Here is a 20,013-nt window from a genome sequence, read left to right as displayed (position 1 = left end):
TCGTGTCAAGGAAAGGGCGCGACCGGTCCCGGCCGATCTTGGCAGGATGGTCCGGGGCGAACGACGACCGACCGGGGGAAGAGGCACGATGACGGCGACCGTCACGCTGGTCGTGGTGTCCGGCGCGCTGCGCGGGGAGGAGTTCGCGTTCGGCGAGCGGGACACGTGCGTCATGGGGCGCGCGGCGGACTGCTCGCCGCGGCTGCCCAACGACCGGGAGCACCGCACGATCTCCCGGCACCACTGCCTGCTCGACATCAACCCGCCGGACGTCCGCGTCCGCGACTTCGGCAGCCGCAACGGCACCTTCGTCAACGGCGTCAAGATCGGGCAGCGGGCGGAGGGGCTGACTCCCGAGGAAGGCGCCGGCGGCCACTACCCCGAGCACGACCTGCGCGACGGCGACGAGATCGAGCTCGGCGACACCGTCATGCGCGTCCGGATCGACGTCCCCGAGCCCGCGCCGGGCGAACCGCCCCGGAGGCGCGAGACGCTCGAACTGGACGAGCCGCGCGGGGCGCGCGGCGCGGGATGCGCCGTGTGCGGGCGTTCCACCGCGGAGCGCCTGTGCGGAGCCTGCCGGGACGATCCCGGCATCGTCGTCCGCCACCTGCTGGACGAGGCCGGCGACGACCCCGAGCTCGCCGCGCTCGACGGCTGCACCCTGGTCGGCGAACTGGGCCGGGGCGGCATGGGCGCCGTCTTCCGCGCCCGCGACCCGCAGGGCGCCGACCTGGCCCTCAAGGTGATGCTGCCCCGGGTCGCCGCCAGTGCCGCCGCGCGCCGGCGGTTCCTCCGCGAGGTCGAGCTGACCGGGAGCCTGCGCCACCCCAACATCGCCCGCCTGCACGCCTACGGCAGCGCGGACGACATCTTCTTCTTCACCATGGAGTACTGCGCGGACGGCAGCATCGACCGGTTCGGGGCGGGGGCCCTTCCCTTGGACGACGCGGTCGGCCACATCCTGCAGGCGCTGGACGGCCTCGACCACGCGCACCGGCAGGGCGTCGTCCACCGCGACCTCAGCCCGCAGAACATCCTGCTGCACGGCGGGGTCGCCAAGCTGTGCGACTTCGGCCTGGCCAAGGCGTTCGACCAGGCCGGTCTGAGCGGCCTCACCCGGACGGGCAGCGCGGCGGGCAAGCCGCGGTTCATGCCGCGCCAGCAGGTCGTCAACTTCAAGAACGCGGGGCCCGATGTCGACGTGTGGTCGATGGCCGCCAGCCTCTACTGGCTGCTCACGGGCTACACCCCGCGCGACTTCTCGGTCCTGAAGGACCCGTGGCAGATCGTCCTGCAGGACCCGGCGGTGCCCGTCCGCGACCGGGCGCCCGGCGTCCCGAAGGCCCTCGCCGAGGTGGTCGACCACGCCCTTCGGGAACGCCCCGCCATCGGCTTCTCCACCGCCGCCGACTTCCGCGAGGCTCTCGGCAAGGCCCTCTGACCCGCGACGGTCGTCAGTCGTGGCCGCCCTCCTGGACGGGCCGGCACGGGATCACGGCCCGGACGCTGAATCCGCCGCCGGGCAGGGCGCCGGCCACGAGATCGCCATCGAGCATCCGCATCCGTTCGCGCAGGCCGTTCAACCCTCGTCCCCCCGCCGGGAGCGGTTTCCGCGGCTTCGGCGCGGTGCCGGAAGGGCCTTCGGTGGTCACCTCGATCTCGATGTGCTCGTCGCCGTGCCGGAGTTCCACCGCGGTCGGCCGCCCGGTCGCGTGCTTGATCGCGTTGGTGAGCGCCTCCTGAACCACCCGGTAGGCGGCCAGTTCCACGTCCACGGCCCGCGGCCGGGGTTCGCCATGCTCGGTCCACGCGACGGGCTGGCCGGACAGCCGGGCCTGTTCGACGAGGTCTCCCACCTTGCCCAGGGCGGGCGCCCGCCCGCCGCCCGCCGCCGACACGCTGGTCGCCTCCAGCACCCCGAGCAGCGAGCGCAGCTCCGCCAGCGCCCGCCGCCCGGTGCCGCTGATGGCCGCGAGCCCCTCGGCGGCGCGGTCGGGCGCGGTGCGGACGAGGAACTGCGCCGCGTCCGCCTGGACGACCATGGCGGTGACGCGGTGGATCACGACATCGTGCAGCTCGCGGGCGATGCGGGCCCGCTCGGCGTTCGTGGCCACCTCCGTGGGCGTCGTGCTCATGGGGGACCTCCGTCGCTACGGCCGCGGCCGTTCGGCGGCCACACGCAAGGTTAGGAAGACGGGCTCGTCCGCGGGTCACCCGCTGATGGACGGTTTTCTTAGCTCTCGCGGGGGATGCGCGGCCGGGGAGCAGGAGATCAGCAGGCGGGGGCCGGGACGGTGCCGCGCGAGGTCGTCGGGAGGAACTCCAGCCGGAACGAGGAGGCGCGCGGCAGCAGGATGGCCGTCCCGTTGCGCCGCGTCCAGGCCCGGGACAGGAAGACGTACTGGTCCCCGGACCGGATCACCAGCTTCAGCCCGTCGTACCGGAACCGGTAGGCCGACGCGGGCTCCGCGCAGCGGACCTCCCGGACGCCCGGCGCGGTGATCCGCAGGCTCTTCTCGCTGTAGATCACCACGTCCGGGTAGTCGGCCAGGTTCGCCACGTACCGGCGGGCCCGGCCCTCGCCGACGGCGGACGAGTAGAGCTGCGCCGCCCAGAACAGGCTCAGCGAGACCAGCGTGAACACCACGATCCACTCGACGACCGCGGCCGGGCCCTCCGGGCGGCGGTGCAGGTGGTTGGCGTACGCCAGGAGCAGCACCCCGCCCCCCAATGCCAGCGGCGGCACGACCAGGAAGCGGGTCAGCGGCGTCGTGGTGAAGGCGCTCACCAGGCCGGCCGAGGCGAGCACCAGCCCGGCGGCCGCCATGCAGACGCGCAGCACGCGCATCAGCCGGGGCCGCGGCCCCGCCGTCAGCCGGGCGCGGAGCTCGGTGTGCGCCCAGAAGACGACGAGCGCGCCGCAGGCCGTCACCGTCAGCGGCGCGAACAGCGCGTCCAGGCTGCGGAGCAGGTAGTCGGTCGTGGTCAGCCCGAGGGCGGTCGAGTGCACGCCGAAGTAGTTGAAGAACCAGTAGGCGTGCGACCACCCGAAGTAGTAGAGCAGCGCGGTGAGCAGGGTGGTCGGCCCGACGACGGCCCCCAGCGAGGTGCCGAACCGCCGCAGCCCGGACGCCTGGGGCGTCTCCGGCGGAGGGGCGCCCGTCGCCGTCACGAACTCGGCTCGCCGCTGGGCGCGACCGGGGGATCGGTGGGGGGATCGGTGTCGGTGACCGGCGGCGACCCGTCCGGTGACGGCCCCTCGCTGCACAGCTCGTCGCCTTCTCCGGGCCGCCCGCCGGTGATCAGGGTCACGGTCTCTCCCGGCTGGACCGTCTCTCCCTCGGGCGGGTCGGTCTCCAGGTAGATGCAGTCGGGGTACTGCTGGTTGGGGCCAGGCCGGGCCACCACGGTGACGCAGGTGTCCGATCGTCCGGCGGCACGGCACTTGTCCCGGAAATAGGCCCTTGCGAACGCCAGGACTTGCTCGATCGGTTTCCCGTTGAGGTTGATGTCCGGCATCTTGAAGGGCGCGCCGGGCGCGTTGCCGCCGCCTCCCGACCCGCCGCCGCCCCCGCCTCCGGCGCCGCCGGCCTCACCGCCGGGCGCGCCCGGGGCCTGCCCGCCGCCCCTTCCGCCCGGTTCGGTCGACAGCGCACCGCCACCGTCACCGCAGGCGGACGCGGTGAACGAGAGCGTGAGCACAAGAATGAGAATCGGTGGCAGCGCTCGCACGGTCGCCATGCCGGCCTCCCCGTTCGCCCGCGGATCGGGCCCCCGTAGGGATAATCCGCTCGGCGAACCGCGCTGACCAGACGCGGATGTGATCGAGGGGTGACCGTTAGTGGTCACCCCTCGCGCGGGGCGGGGGTCAGGCGACCGAGCCGGCGGTGATGAGGGGCAGCTCGTCCACCGTGACCAGTCCCGGCGCGGCGGCGACGACCGCGGGGATCGCGTTGACGGCGGGGTTGGCGGTGTGGGCGTTGCGGTCGACGGCGTCGTCGGGGTCGAGGTACTCCACCCGCATCCGGACGCCGGGCACGCCCACGATCTCCACGCGGTGCCCCTCCTCGATGGGCCAGTTCGGCTCCATGGCGTCGCCGAGCCGCCACAGCAGGCCGATCTCGATGAGCGTCCGGCCGCCGACGATGCCCTTCCAGATTCCGTTGATCCCGCACACCGTGCCCTGGGGGAGCCGCATCCAGCCCAGGTCGATGTCCTCGGCGGCGACGCCGAACTGCGGGTCGTAGCGCACCTCGTCCAGTTCCACGCCGAGGGCCTTGGCGACGACCTCGACGGCGTCCATGAACACCAGCTGGCGCTCGCGGGCCAGGTCGCCGATGCCGGGGGTGTCGGGGGCCTTCCCGAAACCGAGCGCCGACCAGGTCTCCTCCGAGGCGTAGTGGGAGCAGTCCGAGGCCTCGAAGATGGAGATCCGCTCCACCTCCCGGCAGGCGGAGGCGGCGGTGAGCGCGATCGCGCCGATCAGCCCCGGGCTGATGCCCGTGCCGTAGAGCGAGGCGCCGCCGCGCCGGGCGGCGGAGTGCAGCCGCTCCATCTCCGCGTCGCCGTAGGAGTGGCCGGTGATGAAGTTCGCCGTGGAGATGACGTTGATGCCCGCTTCCAGCAGGCGCACCATCGCGTCGATGTCCCAGAGCAGGGGCATGTACAGGACCACGTCGGGCTTGAGGGCGACGATGTCGTCGATCTCCGCGGTCGCGGTGATGCCGAGCGGGCCGGTGCCGAGCAGCTCGCCGACGTCCTTGCCCGCCTTCTCGGGGCTCCACGCGAAGCAGCCGGCCAGCTCCAGCTCGGGGTGCTTGAGCACGGCCCGCACCGCGGCCTTGGCCACGCCGCCCGTCGTCCACTGAACCACACGGATCGCCATGCCGATTCTCCTTCGCCTCGCGCCCGCCGGAGCCGCCGGCATCCGGCCTCCGGGCGAGCGTAAGCCGAAAATCTGACCTCGGTCAACATTTTGTGGCCCGGTGACATGGGTATTCTGTGGGCTGTGGAGAGCGATACGCCGACGGCTCGTCCTGGGGGCCGTGCTGACCACGGTCAGCGCCGTGCCAACCTGACCCAGTCCCGGTCCCGCGAGACGAAGCGCTCGCTGGCGCAGGCGGCGATCGCGCTGTGGCGGACCAAGGGCTTCGCCGACACCACCGTCGCCGACATCTGCCAGGCCGCCGGGGTCTCCAAGGCGCTGTTCTACTTCTACTTCCCGCGCAAGGAGGACGCCCTGCTGGAGGCCGGGGTGGTCTCCACGCGGGAGGCGCGCACGACGATGCGGGAGCTGCTCGGCGGGCCCTACGACCTGGCGGAGGTGATCGTCGAGATCCTGGCCGCGCTGGAGCGGAGGATGAGCCGCAGCCCCCGGGACCTCATCATCGAGACCATCCTGGAGGGCCACCGGGCGGAGCACCGGGCCCTGGCCGAGGGCCGCTCGGACGAGCACCACGCGACCAGGTTCATGTTCCTGGAACTCCTGGAGCGCGCCGCCGCGGACGGCAGGCTGCCGCCCGGCCTGGACGTCCTGCACGTGGCGCGGGTCGCCCAGTCGCTCATGGAGACCGGTGCCCGGCACTGGGCGGTCGGCGAGTACGGCGACCGCGGCTTCGCCGAGGTGGTGAGCCGCGACATCCTGGCGTACCTGGCCGGCTGCGGCGTCGCGCTGGAGACGCCGCGATCTTGACCGGGCGCCCGCCCCGGTGCTAGGCAGATGCCCAGCAGAGATCGACAGGGAGGCTGTGCCATGGACGACCTCGAAGCGATCAAGCAGTTGAAGGCGCGCTACTTCCGGACGATGGACACCAAGGACTGGGCCGGGATGCGGCAGGTCTTCACCGACGACGTGACCATCGACACGACCGATTCGGGCGGCGGCGTCATCACGGGGGCCGACGCGTTCATCGCCTTCCTCCAGGAGGTGCTGGGCGACCGGCCCACGGTGCACGCCGGCCACATGCCGGAGATCGAGCTGACCTCGCCGACCACGGCGACGGGCATCTGGGCGATGAAGGACATGCTCCGCTGGCCGGACGGCAGCGAGATGCACGGCTACGGCCACTACCACGAGACCTACGTCAAGGCCGGCGGCGTCTGGCGCATCTCCTCCTCCAAGGTCACCCGCCTGCGGGTGGACGACGTCCCGGCCCCCGCTAGCCGGTGAGGCCGAAACCGGCGCTGGTCAGGAGCGGGGCGAGGGTGTCGATCGTGATCGCGAAGGACGCTCGCTCGGAGCGGGCCGGGGCGGACAGGACGCCGATCACCTCGCCGACCTCGTTGAGCAGCGGGCCGCCGGCGCTTCCGGGCGGCACGCGCAGTCCCACGCGGTAGAGGTTCAGGTCCTGCTCCGGGAACGACTCGAAGGCGTCGACGACCCCGGAGACGAGAGACCCGCCGGAGACGATGTGGACCGGGTCGCCGATGCGGACGAGCTTGGCGTGGCCGAGCCGGAGCGGCGGCGACGGCACGGGCTCGGCCAGCTGGAGCAGGGCCGCGTTCAGGTGGGGGGAGTCGGGCGTGAACACGTGCCCGACCTGGAGCGGGACGCCGGTGCCCGTCTCGACGGCCTGTCCGTCCTGGGCAGGGCGGCCGGTGAGCACGAGGCGGTCGGAGATCAGGAAACCGCCGCCGCCTGAGGGCACCCGCAGGAGCGCGGGCCCGATCCGCCGCAGGAACTCCTCCGGCCGGGCCGGGTCGAGGACGGCGGTCCCCAGCCGTTCCGCGTTGGCGGCGAGCGTGCGGCGGTACTCGGCGGCGGCGCCGGTCTCGGCCAGGCAGTGCAGGTGGCGGCGCACGTCGTCGGGCCCGGCCGGCGGCTCGTCCAGCTCGGCCAGGGCTTCGAGGGCGCGGACGTGGTCGCCGGCGGCGTGGTGCCCGCGGAACCGCAGGAGCGGGTCGGCCTCCAGGGCGGCGACCCTGGCCAGGACGCTGTTCCACAGCGTGACCTTCGCCAGCCCGGGGCGTACGCGTTCGAGGTGGTCGGCCAGGCGGGTCCGCAGGTGCTCCCCTTCGGCGGGGTCGGCCGGTTCTGCCCGCTCGTCCTGACCGGCCTGGCCGGCCAGGTACTCCTCCGCCTTGGCGGCGAGGTCGAGCAGCGGCGCCCGCGCCGACAGCAGCTCGGTCTCCAGCTCCGTGGCGGCCGGGCTGTAGATCTCGGCGAGCACCCGCTCGGTGCCGGGATCCAGGCGGGCCCGGGACGTGCGGTGGCCCTCCAGCCGCCCGCGGAACTCCCTGAACAGCGGCTCGGCGTCGCCGCGGCGGGCCTCCCCGACCAGTGCGGTCAGCTCCTCACGCAGCTCCGCCAGCCGGCGGCGCCGGGCCTCCCGTTCGACCTGCCGCCGGTGCCGCTCGGTCATCCGCGCGATCTCGCCGGGGGAGAGCAGGGTCGTGTCGGCCACCTTGATGGAGTTGCGGTTGCCGGTCAGCCGGTCCCTGGCCGTGACCTCCAGGACGCAGCTGCTGTCGATGGCGAAGGTCACCTCGATCTCCGGCTCGCCCTTGGGGGCGGGCGCGATGTCGCCCAGCTGGAACTCCCCGATCTTCGACGCGGGGCGCAGGTCCCCGTTGTAGATCTGGATGAGCACCACGTCCTGGTCGTCCCGGGTGGTGGTGTAGGTGCCCTGCCGCTGGGTCGGGATGGAGGTGTTGGCCTCGATGAGCGAGGAGAACTCCTCTTCGCCCGGCGACGGCGCGACGAGCAGGCCGAGCGCCAGCGGCGTCACGTCGATGAGCACCTGTCTGCCGTGGACGCCGCTGAGCACGGCGGCCTGGAAGGCGGCGCCGACGGCCACCGCGGTCCGCGGATCGGCCAGCACCTTCCGGCGCAGCCCGAAGACGTCCTCGACCACCCCCGCGACCTGCGGTGCGAGCATCGGCCCGCCGACCAGCACCAGATGCTCGGGACGGTCCAGGAGGGACTTCTTGAGCCGCTCGCAGGTCTCGCGGAGGGTCCGCAGGGGGCCGGCGAGGATCTCGGCCAGCTCGTCCCGGCCCAGTTCCAGGCGGAAGCCGGGGTCGCCGTTGAAACCCGGCAGCGGGTAGGCGGCGTACGGCTGGTCCGAGAGGCTGATCTTCAGGTACTCGACCGCGATCTCGAACCGCAGCCGCTCCTTGCCCTTCTCCGGCACCCGGACGCCGTCGCGCGCGAGCCGCCGCTCCACGGCCTCGGCGATGACGGCGTCGAAGTCCTTGCCCCCGAACCCGTTGTCGCCGGTCACCTGGTGGACCTCGTAGACGTCGTCCTCGACCGACAGCGCGCTGAGGTCGAGCGTCCCGGCGCCGAGGTCGACCACCACGACCTCGCCGGTCAGCCGCCGCTGGCGGGCCGCGGCGATGCAGGCGGCGGTCGGCTCGTGGATGAGCCGTTCCAGCTCCACCCCGGCGATCCGGCAGGCGTTGCGGGTGGCCTGCTTCTGGTTGTTGCGGAAGAAGGCGGGGATGGTCAGGATCGCCCGGGGGCGCGTCAGCCGCGGGTCGTGCTCGTCGGCCAGCCAGTCCAGCCACTCGCTCCGGACCTCGCCGAGCTCGGCGCGGGCCAGCTCGCCCGCCCGTTCCAGGACGCGCTCGGCCAGGAAGTCCTCCACCATGCGCCGGGCATGGGCGATCAGGCGGGCCGCCACCTCCTCGGTCCGGTAGACGCGGTCGCGCATCCGGTACTTGGTGGCCCCGCCGATGCGCCGCTTGGCGGCGCCGATGAAGCCCTTCACCCAGCCCGCGAGGACCTCCTCCCCGGACACGCCGACCCGCTCGTTGCCGTCCTCGTCGACGGTGAGGGTCGAGGCGAAGAACGGGCGGCCCTTCCAGCGGCAGAGCACCGGCTCCCCGGTCTCGCCGTCGTAGATCGCGACGGCGCAGGTCGTGGTGCCCAGGTCCAGCGCCCAGATGCGGGCGTAGCGGGCGTCGACCTCCTCGCGCGCCCGGGCCAGCCAGGCCGCGGCGCCGTCCTCGAACGGCCCGCGGCCCTGGGCGCCGAGCGTCTCCAGGGCCCGCCGGACCTCGGCCTCCAGGTGCGGGGGCAGCAGGGAGCCGTCACTCAGCCGCCGGAGCTCCTCGAAGCCCGCGGTGGCCCGCCCCTTGCGCTCGACCGCGCGCAGGCACAGCTCGGCCAGCCGTTCGGTGGCGCCCGAACGGCGCAGCGCCTCGATGAGCCGGTCGTCCTCGACCGCGTCGTCCCCGAGGCTCGCGATCAGGCAGCGGGCCGCCTCGGCGGGCCGGCCGGCGCGCAGGTAGAGGTCGGCCGCCGCCTCCAGCGCGCCCGCCTCCGCGTGCAGTTCGGCCGCTCCCACGACGTCCCCGCCCGCCTCGCGCGCGTCGGCGCGGGCCCGCCAGCCGCCGGGGTCGTCCCGGAGGACGCGCTCGGCGTCGCCGGGCCGCCCGGCCTTGAGGTAGAGGCCGTGCGCCCGGTAGAGATCGGCGGCCCGCTCGGCCTGCTCGGCGGCGGCGAACAGCTCGCCCGCGCTCTCCTCGAAGCGGCTCCACTCCTGGTGGACCGCCTCCGTGGCCTCTTCGGACGCGGCCCGCTCGGCTTGTCCGGCGAAGTGCCGGCGGCCGGTCATGACGACGGCCTCGCGCCGGGCGGAGGAGTCCCGGAGCCGCCCGGCGATCTCCTCGGCGGGCTCGGTCACCTCCTCCAGGCGGGCGACCACGGCCCGCGCGCGCCGGGCCGCCTCGGTGTACTCCGCCCGTCCGACCAGCGCGTCGATCTCGGGCCAGGACGCCGCGGCGAGCCGTCCGAGCCGGTCGGGCCGATCAAGGGGGCAGGTGGCCAGGGCCTCGTGGAGACGCCCCAGCCGCTCGTGGCATTCGCTCTCCCGGTCCCGCAGCCCGGCGGCCCGGAAGTGCGGCAGCGCCTCCTCGTGCTCGCCGCGGTCGAACAGCAGCTCGCCCGCGCGTCCCTCCAGGGCGGGCAGGGCCTCGTCGCCCTCGCGGCGGGCCAGCGCGATCCCGGCCCGGACATCGTCGACGCGCGGCGACCGCAGGCAACCGTCCAGCGCCTGGCGGCGCCGCGCGGCCGTGTCCGCGAGGTGGACGGCCCGCTCGCCGTGGCCGAGAAAGGCGTGCACCTCGAACAGATCGGGCAGCGAGGACTCGGGCAGTCCGGCGAAGAACGCCGTCCACAGCTGCTCGTCCCGGCCGAGGGGCGCGCTCTTCAGATGGGCGCGCAGCGCGGCGGCGAGGGTCTCCCGGTCGAGGACGTCCAGTTCCCGCCAGCGGTCGAGCCGGGTCACCAGCCGGTCGGCGTCGCCCTGCGCGCCCAGCAGCGAGGCCGTCCCGTCGCGGGCCTGCCGCGCCGTGTCCGCCAGGCCGAGCCGGGTCGCCAGCTCGAACGTCACGGTCAGGACGTCGAGATCGCGGCCGGACGCGAACCCCGCCAGCAGATCCCGCTGCTCTTGGGGGAAGGCCGGAGCGTGGACCTCGCCGGGGAAGCGGGCGTCGTAGTCGCTGAACAGGCGGCGCGCCAGCGACGGCTGCTCGCGCAGCGCCTCGATCAGGAGGCGGCCGTAGTCGCGGGCCGCCTTCTCCAGCCGCTTGCCGGTCGGTGCCGCGCCCGCGAACGCCGCCTCCAGCCGGCGGAGACGCCGCTCCCCACCCCAGTCGAGCAACGGCATCGCTCTGCCTCCCAGGCACCCCGACAGACCGGTCGCCAACATGCTAGAGAGACCTGCCGGTCAAACCTAAGTATTTGCGTACAGATCGACATCCCGGATGATCGAGCGCGGCCGGGGCGGAGCGCGGTGGCCGCCCGGTTTAGTGCGGGCGGGGGTGCGGTATCCCGCAATTAGGGGCGGACTTTCGCATGCGCGCGGGTCTGTCCGAAAAGGCGCCCGCTCAGGGCGTGAACCGCGGCCGCCGCGCGGCGGACCGCAGAAGGCTTGGGGCAGCACGCCCCGGGGAGCGCCGCCGAACTCAATCCGGAAACGGGGGATCACTGATGGCGGACACGAACCGAGGCGTGGTCTACGAGGGGCCGGGCAGGGTCGAGGTCGAGGACCTGGAGTTCCCGAAGCTGGAACTGGACGAGCAGAACCACCGCAAGCTCGAGCACGGCGCGATCCTCAAGACCATCGCCACCAACATCTGCGGATCCGACCAGCACATGGTGCGCGGCCGGACCACCGCGCCCGCCGGCCTCTCGCTCGGCCACGAGATCACCGGCGAGGTCGTCGAGACGGGACGGGACGTCGAGTTCATCAAGAAGGGCGATCTCGTCAGCGTCCCGTTCAACATCGCCTGCGGCCGCTGCCGCAACTGCAAGGAGCGCAACACCGGGGTCTGCGAGAACGTCAACCCCGCCCGGGCCGGCGCCGCCTACGGCTACGTCGACATGGGCGGCTGGCACGGCGGCCAGGCGCAGTACGTGACCGTCCCCTACGCCGACTGGAACCTCCTGAAGCTCCCGGGCGACCGGGACCGGACCATGGCGAAGATCAAGGATCTCGCCATGCTGTCGGACATCTTCCCCACCGGCTACCACGGCGCGTACACGGCCGGGGTGACCACCGGGTCGACGGTGTACGTGGCGGGCGCCGGGCCGGTCGGGCTGGCCTGCGCCACCGCCTGCTTCCTGCTCGGCGCGGCGGTGGTGATCGTGGGCGACATGAACGCCGAGCGGCTCGCGCAGGCCCGCAGCTTCGGGTGCGAGACGGTCGACCTGTCCCAGCACGACGACCTCGGCGAGCAGATCGCGCAGATCCTCGGCACCCCCGAGGTGGACGCCGCCGTCGACTGCGTCGGCTTCGAGGCCCGCGGCCACGGCCGGGAGGCCGGCGGAGAGCGGCCGGCCACCGTCCTGAACTCGCTGATGGACGTCACGCGGGCGGCGGGCGGCCTGGGCATCCCGGGCCTGTACGTCACGGGCGACCCCGGCGGCGTGGACGAGAACGCCAAGATCGGGCAGCTGGGCATCCGGTTCGGCCTGGGCTGGGCGAAGTCGCTCACCTTCGCCACCGGCCAGTGCCCGGTCATGCGGTACAACCGGCAGCTGATGATGGCGATCCTGAACGACCGGGTGGAGATCGCCAAGAACGTCAACGCCACCGTCATACCGCTGGAGGAGGCCCCGGCGGGCTACCAGGAGTTCGACAAGGGGGCGGCGCGCAAGTACGTGATCGACCCGAACAACCTGGTGGGCGCCGGAGTCTGAGGACCACTCCGCCCGGCCCCGTCCCGCCCCGGCGGGCCGGGGCCGCGGCGTACCGGGCGCGGGCGACCCCTCAGGAGAGGGCGGCGAGCTTGCGCTCCAGGACCGCGCGCTCGCGCTCGTTGCCGCACAGCCGCACGGCCCGCTCCAGCTCGGCGCGGGCCTCGCCGGTACGACCCAGGCGGGTGAGCAGCTCCCCGCGGACGCTCGGCAGCAGGTGCGAGTCCGGCAGCGTCCCGGCGTCCGCCAGCCCGTCCACGATCGGCAGCGCCGCCGCCGGGCCCTGGGCCATGGACACCGCCACCGCCCGGTTCAGGTCGACCACCGGGGACGGCGCGAGCCGGCCGAGCGCCTCGTAGATGAGCACGACGCGCTCCCAGTTCGTCTCCTCGACGGACGGGGCGACGGCATGGCATTCGGCGATCGCCGCCTGCAGGCCGTAGGCGCCCAGGCCCCGGCCGGCCTTCTCCGCGCGGGTCAGCGCGGCCCGTCCCCGGCCGATCGCGGAGCGGTCCCAGCGGCCGCGGTCCTGGTGCTCCAGCAGGACGGGCTCGCCGTCCGGCCCGGTGCGGGCGGGGAACCGCGCCGCGGTCAGCTCCAGCAGCGCCAGCAGGCCGTGGACCTCCGGCTCGTCCGGCATCAGCCGGGCCAGCACCCGGGCCAGGCGCTGCGCCTCGCCCGCGAGGTCGAACCTGATCAGATCGCCCCCGGAGCTGGCCGTGGACCCCTCGGTGAAGATCACGTAGATCACGTTGAGCACCGAGCCGAGCCGCGCGGCCCGCTCCCGCGCCGGCGGCACCCCGAACGGCACCCGGGCCGCCCCGAGCGTCTTCTTCGCCCGGGTGATCCGGGCCTGCACGGTGGCGGTCGGGACCAGGCACGCCCTGGCGATCTCGTCACTGGTCAGACCGCCGACCACGCGCAGCGTCAGCGCCACCCGCGCCTCCCGCGACAGCACGGGATGGCAGGAGACGAACATGAGCGCGAGCATGTCGTCGTCGATCTGGTCCGGATCCCACAGCACGTCCTCGTCCTCCCGGGCCGGGTCGGGCGGGCTCCCCGAGACGGCGCCCCCCTCACCCAGGTTCTGGGCGAGGGCGGCGTACCTGTCGTCGCGGGCGGAGCGCCGCCGGAACGCGTCGATCGCGCGCCGCCGGCCCACGGTGAGCAGCCACCCCGCCGGGTGGCGGGGGACGCCGTCGCGCGGCCAGTTCACGAGCGCCTCGGCCAGCGCCTCCTGGGCGAGGTCCTCGGCGAGCGCGAAGTCGCCGGTGTAGCGCGCGAGCGCGCCGACGATCCGCGCGGACTCGATCCGCCAGACCGCGGCGACGGCCTCACGGCCGGTGGGGTCGGCCATCTCCGGGCGCCCCGCTCAGAGCTGCCCGGTGGACTCGCGCCACGCGCGCTCCTTCTTGATCCACTCGTTGTCCTGCGGGAACTCGTCGATCGTGGTGACGCGGCGGATCTCGGTCTTGAAGCCCGGACCGGTGATCGGCTGCCGCTTGGCCCACTCGACGGCCTCCTCCTTGGACGCCACGTTGAGGAGGTAGAACCCGCCGAACAGCTCCTTGGTCTCGCCGTACGGGCCGTCGGTGACCACGGGCGGCTCGGCGGAGTAGTCGACGACCACGCCCTCCTCGGCGTCGTCGAGCCCCTCGGCGGCCAGCAGCACGCCGGCCCGGATCAGCTCCTCGTTGAACCTGCCCATGGTCTCGATCATCTCGTTGAAGTCGACGTCCCCCATGCCCTGGTAGGCCTCGTCGGTGGCGCGCATGATCAGCATGTACTTCATCGTTCGATCTCCTGGCTCGTCCGGGCCCCGCTCCGGGAACCCTCTCACCCCAAGGTCGAACGGGAGGTTCACGGGATCGACACGGCCGCGGATCTTTTTCCGAGAACTTTCAGCGAGCGGCCGCCCCCTCCTCGTCCTCCTTCCCGGACTCGGGCAAGGCCGGACTGTCTCCCTTGGTGAGGACGTTCCTCACTACGGCCGGGCGAGCACGGGAGCGCGATGATGACGGGTGTGGCGTCGGAGCGGGCGGACTTCGGCCGGCTGGCCGACCGGTTCCGGCCGGATCTCGTCCAGGAGACCTATCTGCGGGCTTGGCGGTCCCTTGACGAGTTCGAGGGGCGGGCCTCGCTGCGCAACTGGCTGTACCGGATCGCCACCAACGCGTGCCTCAACGCGATCGAGTCGCGCGGCCGGCGGCCCCCGCCGACCGGGCTGGGCGGCCCGCGCCGTCCTGCTGCTGTGCGAGGTCCTCGGCTGGCGCGCCGCGGAGGCCGCCGAGCTGCTCGGCAGCAGCGACGCCGCCGTCCACAGCATGCTGCAGCGGGCCCGCGCCCGGCTGGCCAAGGCCGCCGGATCCGCCGAGGAGGTCGGCGAACCCGACGATCCGCACGAGCGCGACCTGCTCGACCGCTACGTCGCCGCGTTCGAGAACGCGGACCTGCCCGCGCTGCTGGGCCTGCTCACCGGCGACGCCGTCCGCGAGGTGGCGCCCGAGCCCGTGGAGCTGGCCGGACGCGAGGCGATCGGCCGCTTCCTGGCCACCGAGTGCCCCGCCTTCGGCACCTGCCGGATGGTCCGCACCGCCTACCAGGGCCGCCCGGCGTTCGCCACCTACCTGCGGGAGGAGGACGGCACCCACCGCGCCTACTCCGTCGAGGTCCTGACGATCACCCCGGACGGCATCGCCCGGATCGTGACCCACCAGCGCCCGGACCTGTTCCCGACGCCGGGCCTGCCGCTCTCCCGAGGCGGAAGTTCGATCAGAACCTAGCCGGGAGCCCTCCCGTCCAAGTCATGGGATGGTCTGTCACGCCCGGCCGACCGGCGCGAGCGGACCCGGGACGCGAGGAGCCCTCCGATGGCCAAGCCGAGATCGCGAATCGTCATGACCGTGGCGTGGTGGGCCTGGATGCCCCTCGCCGCCTGGCTCTTCTGGGCGCTCCTCCACACCGTGTTCGGGGGCGTGGGGACGTGGGAGCAGTGGTGGCGCCTCACCGTCGTCCGCTCCTGGTGGCTGCCGGGCGGCGACCTCGGGCACCCCACGTTCCTGTTCTGGCTGTGGGTGGCGATCGGCCTCATCGGCACCGCCGTCATCATGGGCGGCGGCCTGGAGGACCTCTACGTCGACACGGTGCCGGGCGGCGTCCCCGCCGCGGTCGCCGCCGGGGTCGCCGCCGCGGTCGTCCTCGCCTACCCGCTGCCGGTGGCGCTGTGGGACAACGACAAGGACGCCGGCCGGCACTACGGCACCGGGACGGTGTTCCACGACACCAAGGGCACCGCGCCGCCGTCGTCGCTCGGCTACCTGCTGGACGGCGCCCGCCCCGCCACCGCGGACTGCGACGCCCGCGGCCTCCACGACGTCCCCTCCTGCGTCAAGCACGACCAGCTGGAGGGGATCCGCTCCTTCGAGGGCCGCACGTCCAGCTTCGCGTCCGCGGACGCGATGATGGAGCACGCCGCGTCCCCGGCCCCCAAGGTCGACGCCTGGGAGCCGTCCATCACCTACTTCTACGGCTCCGCCCCCGGCCAGATGGGGGTCTGGAGCGCGATCCTGGACGGCTCGGGCAAGGCGACCCCCGCCTACGGCATCGCCACCTGGGACGGCAAGACCAACAACGTGCAGGTCGGCTGCCGCTTCAACGTCGGGCCGGACAACCGGTTCGACCGCGCCTTCGCCGGGCAGCGCGGCAACAGCCTGCGCAACCTGCTGGCCGAGAAGTACCCCGACTACCGCTACGACGACTCCGACGTCTGGGGCTACTGCAAGGGCAGCCGCCCCGTCATCGTGGTGGCCGTCAGCAGGCAGAAGGCGATCGGGCACCGCACGGTCGACACCGCCGCCGGCGTCCTGATCCTGGAGGGCGGGCCCAAGGGCGTCGCCCACCGGCACCAGGCCGACGTGAAGGCCGGGGAACTGCCCGGCCCCGTCTACCCCGACAGCCTGGTCGAGCGGCAGACGGACGCGACCGCCTGGGCGGCCGGCCGCAAGTGGAAGCAGCGCGCCTCGTTCGGGTTCAAGCCCACCAGCGACGACGTCCAGGCGGGCAACACCTCCGAGTACCTGCTGCGCGGCCCGGACCGGCGCCTGTACTTCGTGACGCCGCTGTCCCCGAACGCCTCCAAGTCGCAGGCGTTCATCGCCTACGCCGTCACGCCGGCGGACGTGGTCTCCTCCGGCCGCCTCAACCGCATGGACGTGTACGTGCTGCCCGACGGCGACCGCCGCGTCGCCAACCTCAACACCCTGGTCGGCCAGGCGACCAACGCCGTCCGCTCCACCGACCCCACCTTCCTGAACACCAAGGGGGAGCTGGAGGAGTTCACGCCGCTCGGGGGCGACATGTGGCGCGTGTTCGGCGTCCGCCGCGGCATCACCGAGTTCTACGTCGACCTGTCGGCCACGGGCCGTACCGCGCCCAAGACGGTGGCGGTCGCGGGAACCCCGCCCGCCGGACGGGCACCGGCCCCCGCCTCCGGCGCGTCGCCGTGCGCCAAGCAGCCGCGGCAGATGAACGAGCGGGAGATCGCCGACTGCATGACGGCCCTCGCCGAAGAACTGCGCGACAGGGACAGGCCCTAGCCCTGGCGGGGACATGCCGCACGACGGCGCGGACTGACCAGTGCATTCACGGCATTCATCCGCGGCGCACACATAAAATCTTTTGCTCGGCTAAAGGATGCGCTAGAGTGGCCACTGGTGTGCCGGGAAGTCTGGTCGGCGATACAGGAGAAGTGTCGCCAACTGGAGGTCGGATGACTGCCCGGAACCAATTCCTCGCGGCGCGTCATCCGGCGCCCCTGGCCGGTACGGCCGCGAACCCCTTCGGTCTTCGTGTCGCCGCGCTCAGCGCGGCCTTCCCGGATAGCGGCACCGCCCCGGGCGGCCGCGTGCGCCCCTCCGTTCGCTGAGGCGCGCTTCTTCCTTCCTTTCACGGCGTGATCCCCGCCCGCCGGACAGTGCTCCTTTCCGCATGGCCTCGACACGAAGGCGCTATTCGCATGGGCGATTTCCTTGCTGTCGCATTCGGTTATCCGACCGCGTTTCTCACTTTCTCGCTGGTGGTCGTCGCCGGTTACTGGGTGCTCGTCCTGACCGGGGGGCTGGGGCTCGACGCCCTCGACGCCGACGCCGATACAGGGGCCGGCGCCGACGTCGGGGGCGGCGGTCCCGGGGGTCTTCTCGCGGCGGGCGGGCTCGGCGGGGTGCCGGTCTCGGTCGCCCTGTCGCTGCTGCTGGCCATCGCGTGGTTCGGCAGCCTCGTGGGCTCGGTGCTGGTCGGCGGCGTCGGCGGAGGAGTGGTCCGGGCCGTCCTCGGAGGGGCGGTCCTCCTCGGCGCCCTGGCCTTCGCCTGGCTGTGCACCAGGCTGCTCGTCCTGCCGCTGCGGCGTGTCTTCCGTACTCAGGCGCCGCCGTCACTGCGCGACTTCGTGGGCCGGGCCTGCGTCATCCGCACCGGGCGGGTCGGGACCGGATTCGGCCAGGCGGAGGTCACGGCCGAGGACGGCTCGACGGCGCTGGTGCAGGTCCGGGTGCCCAGCTCCGACCTGCCCGTGGCGGGCGCGGCGGGCAGCGCCCGGCTGGGCCGCGGCAGCACCGCACTGATCTTCGACTACGACGCGGCGGAGGGGGTCTTCCTGGTGATGCCGTACGAGCAGTACGGGCTCCCGGGCGATCCGGCCCCCTGAACCGCCGACCCGAACCCCGCGTTGTTCCCCATCCCCCCTAGTAGACAGGGACTCCAGATGGACGCCATCACCATCGGGGCCGGCGTGATCTTCGCGCTGGTCCTGCTCGTCGCCCTCGGCCTGCTGCTGATGGTCACCCGCCTGTTCCGCAAGGTCGAGCAGGGCCGGGCGCTGATCATCTCCAAGCTCCGGAAGGTCGACGTCACCTTCACCGGCGCGATCGTGCTGCCGGTGCTGCACAAGGCCGAGATCATGGACATCTCGGTGAAGACGATCGAGATCGAGCGGACCGGCCGGGACGGGCTGATCTGCCGCGACAACATCCGCGCCGACATCCGCATCACCTTCTTCGTCCGGGTCAACAAGACCGCCGAGGACGTCAAGAAGGTCGCCGGCGCGATCGGGACGGCCCGCGCCAGCAGCCAGGAGACGCTGCAGGAGCTGTTCGCGGCCAAGTTCTCCGAGGCGCTCAAGACGGTCGGCAAGCACCTGGACTTCGAGGACCTCTACACGCGGCGCGACGAGTTCCGCGACCACATCATCCAGGTGATCGGGACGGACCTGAACGGCTACAGCCTGGAGGACGCGGCGATCGACCACCTGGAGCAGACGTCGCTGCTGTCGCTGGACAAGTCCAACGTGCTGGACGCGCAGGGCATCCGGAAGATCACCGAGCTGACCGCGCTCCAGCACGTGCGGACCAACGAGCACGCCCGCAACGAGGAGAAGGAGATCGCCCGGCAGAACGTGGAGGCGCGCGAGGCGATCCTGGAGCTGGAGCGCCGCCAGGCCGACGCCGAGCTGAAGCAGCAGCGCGAGATCGAGACCGTGCGGGCGCGCGAGCAGGCCGAGATCGAGCGGGTGCAGGCGGAGGAGCGGCTGCGGGCGCAGTCCGCGCACCTGCGCACCGACGAGCAGCTGGGCGTGCAGACCGAGAACCGCAACCGCGAGGTGGCGGTCGCGGAGAAGAACCGTGAGCGGGTCATCGCGATCGAGACCGAGCGGATCGAGAAGGACCGGCTCCTGGAGGTCATCGCCCGGGAGCGGGAGACCGAGCTGACCCGGATCGCCGCGGACAAGGAGGTCGAGGCGGAGAAGCGCACGATCGCCGAGGTGGTCCGGGAGCGGATCGCGGTGGAGCGGACCGTCGCCGAGCAGGAGGAGCACATCAAGCGGCTGCGCGCGGTCGAGGAGGCCGAGCGCGAGCGCCAGGCGATCATCATCCGGGCGGAGGCCGAGGCGCAGGAGAACCTCGTCAAGGACATCAAGGCGGCGGAAGCGGGCGAGGCGGCCGCCGCGCACCGGGCCCGGGAGGAGCTGACGCTGGCGGAGGCGCGGCGGCAGGCGGCCGAGATGGAGGCCGAGGCGAAGGTCCGGCTGGCCGACGGGCTGCGCGCGGAGGCGGCCGCCGCCGGGCTGGCCGAGGTCCAGGTGCGGGAGCGGGACGCCGAGGCGATCGAGAAGGTCGGGCGCGCCGAGGCCGCGGTGGCGCGGGAGAAGGCGCTGGTGGAGGCGGCGGCGATCCGGGAGAACCTCAAGGCCGAGGCCGAGGGGCTCACCGAGAAGGCCGGCGCGATGGCGGCGCTGGACGACGCCACCCGGCTGCACGAGGAGTACCGGCTGCGGCTGGAGGCGGAGAAGGACGTGCGGCTCGCCGGGATCGAGGTGCAGCGGCAGGTCGCCGAGGCCCAGGCCGCCGTGCTGGCCGCTGGGCTGGAGGGCGCCGACATCGACATCGTCGGCGGCGACAGCGTGTTCTTCGACCGGCTGGTCGGCTCGATCTCCCTGGGCAAGAGCGTCGACGGGTTCGTGGAGAGCTCCGACGTCGCCCGGTCCCTGGCCGGGCCGTGGCTGGACGGCTCGGCGCGGTTCACCGACGACCTGTCGCGGCTGCTCGGCTCGCTCGGCACCGGGGGCGTGCGCGACCTGACGCTGTCGGCGCTGCTGGCCCGGCTGATCAGGGACGGCGGGCCGGAGTCGGCGCAGCTGGGCGAGCTGCTGGAGACCGCCCGGCGGCTGGGCGTCGCCGACGCGCCCCTCACCGCACCGGCCGGCGTGCCGGTCGAGATGCCCGCCGAACCGCCGGTCGTGGCCGCGGCCAACCACGTGGTCAGCACCGTCAAGCACTGACCGGCACACGGACCGGCACACGGACCGGCACCGT

Annotated in this window: 15 protein-coding genes and 2 pseudogenes; 10 read left to right on the top strand and 7 right to left on the bottom strand. The window is 73.2% G+C overall.

Annotation, left to right across the window (positions count from 1 at the left end; translation table 11 throughout):
* Positions 1-88: 88 nt before the first annotated feature.
* A complete protein-coding gene (locus ACFPZN_RS02520) occupies positions 89-1,444 on the top strand; it encodes a protein kinase domain-containing protein (protein WP_378279689.1) in 1,356 nt (451 codons plus the stop codon).
* A 13-nt stretch (positions 1,445-1,457) separates the two neighbouring features.
* On the opposite strand, the gene ACFPZN_RS02515 is transcribed toward ACFPZN_RS02520, so the two are convergent.
* From ACFPZN_RS02515 to ACFPZN_RS02500, 4 genes are all read right to left on the bottom strand, one after another.
* On the bottom strand, positions 1,458-2,138 hold the full coding sequence (locus tag ACFPZN_RS02515) for a sensor histidine kinase (RefSeq protein ID WP_378279687.1): 681 nt from the start codon (positions 2,136-2,138) through the stop codon (positions 1,458-1,460).
* A 137-nt stretch (positions 2,139-2,275) separates the two neighbouring features.
* Positions 2,276-3,175: a hypothetical protein gene (locus tag ACFPZN_RS02510; protein WP_378279685.1), complete on the bottom strand. Its 900-nt coding sequence runs from the start codon at positions 3,173-3,175 to the stop codon at positions 2,276-2,278.
* Positions 3,172-3,744, bottom strand: a complete 573-nt coding sequence (locus tag ACFPZN_RS02505; RefSeq protein ID WP_378279683.1) for a PASTA domain-containing protein — start codon at positions 3,742-3,744, stop codon at positions 3,172-3,174. The genes ACFPZN_RS02510 and ACFPZN_RS02505 overlap by 4 nt, the downstream gene beginning before the upstream one ends.
* A 127-nt stretch (positions 3,745-3,871) precedes the next feature.
* Positions 3,872-4,888 (bottom strand): NAD(P)H-dependent amine dehydrogenase family protein, encoded by a 1,017-nt coding sequence (locus ACFPZN_RS02500; RefSeq protein WP_378279681.1) that lies wholly within the window; start codon positions 4,886-4,888, stop codon positions 3,872-3,874.
* A gap of 123 nt (positions 4,889-5,011) precedes the next feature.
* Between ACFPZN_RS02500 and ACFPZN_RS02495 the strand changes: the two genes are divergently transcribed.
* Positions 5,012-5,695, top strand: coding sequence for a TetR/AcrR family transcriptional regulator (locus ACFPZN_RS02495; RefSeq protein ID WP_378279679.1), 684 nt, complete (start codon positions 5,012-5,014; stop codon positions 5,693-5,695).
* Positions 5,696-5,755: 60 nt separating this feature from the next.
* A complete protein-coding gene (locus tag ACFPZN_RS02490; RefSeq protein WP_378279677.1) occupies positions 5,756-6,172 on the top strand; it encodes a nuclear transport factor 2 family protein in 417 nt (138 codons plus the stop codon).
* On the opposite strand, the gene ACFPZN_RS02485 is transcribed toward ACFPZN_RS02490, so the two are convergent.
* Positions 6,162-10,616, bottom strand: a complete 4,455-nt coding sequence (locus ACFPZN_RS02485; RefSeq protein ID WP_378279675.1) for an Hsp70 family protein — start codon at positions 10,614-10,616, stop codon at positions 6,162-6,164. The genes ACFPZN_RS02490 and ACFPZN_RS02485 overlap by 11 nt on opposite strands.
* A 323-nt stretch (positions 10,617-10,939) precedes the next feature.
* Between ACFPZN_RS02485 and fdhA the strand changes: the two genes are divergently transcribed.
* Complete coding sequence (gene fdhA / locus ACFPZN_RS02480) at positions 10,940-12,151, top strand: formaldehyde dehydrogenase, glutathione-independent (protein ID WP_378279673.1); 1,212 nt, start codon at positions 10,940-10,942, stop codon at positions 12,149-12,151.
* 70 nt (positions 12,152-12,221) lie between these two features.
* On the opposite strand, the gene ACFPZN_RS02475 is transcribed toward fdhA, so the two are convergent.
* Together ACFPZN_RS02475 and ACFPZN_RS02470 are read right to left on the bottom strand one after the other, a co-directional pair.
* Positions 12,222-13,505, bottom strand: a complete 1,284-nt coding sequence (locus tag ACFPZN_RS02475) for an RNA polymerase sigma factor (RefSeq protein WP_378279671.1) — start codon at positions 13,503-13,505, stop codon at positions 12,222-12,224.
* A gap of 15 nt (positions 13,506-13,520) precedes the next feature.
* Positions 13,521-13,940, bottom strand: coding sequence for a YciI family protein (locus ACFPZN_RS02470; RefSeq protein ID WP_378279669.1), 420 nt, complete (start codon positions 13,938-13,940; stop codon positions 13,521-13,523).
* Positions 13,941-14,159: 219 nt separating this feature from the next.
* On the opposite strand from ACFPZN_RS02470, the pseudogene ACFPZN_RS02465 reads away from it, so the two are divergent.
* From ACFPZN_RS02465 to ACFPZN_RS02440, 6 genes and pseudogenes are all read left to right on the top strand, one after another.
* Positions 14,160-14,297 (top strand): annotated as a pseudogene (locus ACFPZN_RS02465) (RNA polymerase subunit sigma-70); the annotation flags it as partial.
* Positions 14,263-14,445: pseudogene (locus ACFPZN_RS02460) on the top strand (hypothetical protein); the annotation flags it as partial. The pseudogenes ACFPZN_RS02465 and ACFPZN_RS02460, both read left to right, overlap by 35 nt.
* A gap of 27 nt (positions 14,446-14,472) precedes the next feature.
* On the top strand, positions 14,473-14,931 hold the full coding sequence (locus ACFPZN_RS02455; protein ID WP_378279954.1) for a nuclear transport factor 2 family protein: 459 nt from the start codon (positions 14,473-14,475) through the stop codon (positions 14,929-14,931).
* An 87-nt stretch (positions 14,932-15,018) separates the two neighbouring features.
* Entirely contained in the window at positions 15,019-16,743 is a 1,725-nt protein-coding gene (locus tag ACFPZN_RS02450) for a hypothetical protein (protein ID WP_378279667.1), read from the top strand.
* A gap of 479 nt (positions 16,744-17,222) precedes the next feature.
* Positions 17,223-17,849, top strand: coding sequence for a hypothetical protein (locus ACFPZN_RS02445; protein ID WP_378279665.1), 627 nt, complete (start codon positions 17,223-17,225; stop codon positions 17,847-17,849).
* A gap of 57 nt (positions 17,850-17,906) precedes the next feature.
* On the top strand, positions 17,907-19,979 hold the full coding sequence (locus tag ACFPZN_RS02440; protein ID WP_378279663.1) for an SPFH domain-containing protein: 2,073 nt from the start codon (positions 17,907-17,909) through the stop codon (positions 19,977-19,979).
* Positions 19,980-20,013 lie beyond the last annotated feature (34 nt).

The organism is Actinomadura rugatobispora (genome assembly GCF_042656285.1).
GTDB classification, from domain to species: Bacteria; Actinomycetota; Actinomycetes; order Streptosporangiales; family Streptosporangiaceae; genus Spirillospora; species Spirillospora rugatobispora.
This window is presented reverse-complemented; position numbering and strand designations above follow the sequence as displayed.